Raw genomic sequence first — 1,324 nt, forward strand, 5'->3', positions numbered from 1 at the left:
GTCGGCGTCGGCACGGTCGCCGCGGGCGTCTCCAAGGCGCACGCGGACGTCGTCCTGATCTCCGGTCACGACGGTGGTACGGGTGCCTCCCCGCCCGAGGGCCGCTCCCACGGCCTCGACGGGCACCGTCGCCCGGGATGCGCCCAGACGCGCCGCCAGCAGGGCGGCAGCGGCGGGAACCGGCAAGACGAGCAGGGCGGTCCGGGCCGGCGGCCAGTCCGCGGCGGCACCGGACGCCGAGGCCAGCGCGGCGGCGTACACGAGAGCGGCCGGAGCCGTGAAGAGGGCGACACCCGCCCGCCACGAGGCCGCCGCGAACAGCACCGTCAGCGCGGACAGCACGACGAGGGTTGCGGACTGGGACGCGAGGCAGACCAGGGTCAGGCCGGCGGCCGTGACCAGAGCCAGGACGAGGGCCGTGACCCGCGCGGCCGACGTGCCCCGGCACATGTACAGCGCCGCCGCTGTCATGACGCCCAGGACCAGCAGTCCGGCGGCGTACGGGATCTCAAGGACCGCCGGAAGGATCAGCGCCGTGGCCCAGAGCAGGCCGAGAGCACCGAGCCGGGCCCGCGGACGCCACGCCTCCGCACGGACCGCCAGGGCGAGCACTCCCGCCACGACCAGCAGCACGACAGGAGCCGCGACCGCGTCGGGCGGCCAGGGGGCATCGACGACGACCGCCGCACGGGCATCCGACGGCGCTCCGCTCCACACCCGGCCCAGCCATCCGGCCGGGCCCAGAAGCACCACGGCGACGACGGGCAGCGTCCACAGCACCGCCAGTGCCTGTACGGCACCGGAGGCCCAGGCGAAGCCCGTCCGTATCGCGTCCGGCAGCCGTCCGGCCCGCACGACCGCCAACAGGGCGACACCGAGGGCCAGATGAGCCGGGACCACCCACTCCGACGGCAGCCCGGAACGCGCCACCCCACCGAGCGCACCCACGACGAGCAGCCCGGCCGTGATCGCCAGACCGAGGGCGTGCCCGATGCCCGGCCCGCGAAGGGCCGCGCCCAGCGCGATCGCCGCCGCGAGCAGGAGCAGCGCCCCGGCGCGAGAGGCGTCACCCGGACCGCCGGCCGTCAAGGACAGCCAGCCGGCACCCAGAACACCCCAGCCGCCCATGCCGTAGGCGCCGACGACGGCGGTGATCCGCACCGCCCCGGTCGTCAACCGCGCCACCGCCACCGCGTCGAGCCCGGCCGTCACCAGCAGTGCGGCCGTGATCATGTACGGACTCGCATCGGCGGCCAGGGTCCACAGCAACAGCGGGAACTGGGCCGCGGCCAGGGCGGAAGGCAGGGGCAGGCGCAGCGCGGCC

The 1,324-nt window shown here is 76.3% G+C and carries 1 protein-coding gene; it reads left to right on the plus strand.

All coding sequences use genetic code 11. The features are described 5' to 3' along the window. On the plus strand, positions 1-1,324 hold a 1,324-nt coding region (locus ABZ281_RS49605), incomplete at both ends, for a glutamate synthase-related protein (protein WP_356665451.1).

It is taken from the genome of Streptomyces sp. NPDC006265 (assembly GCF_040613555.1).
Taxonomy (GTDB): Bacteria; Actinomycetota; Actinomycetes; order Streptomycetales; family Streptomycetaceae; genus Streptomyces.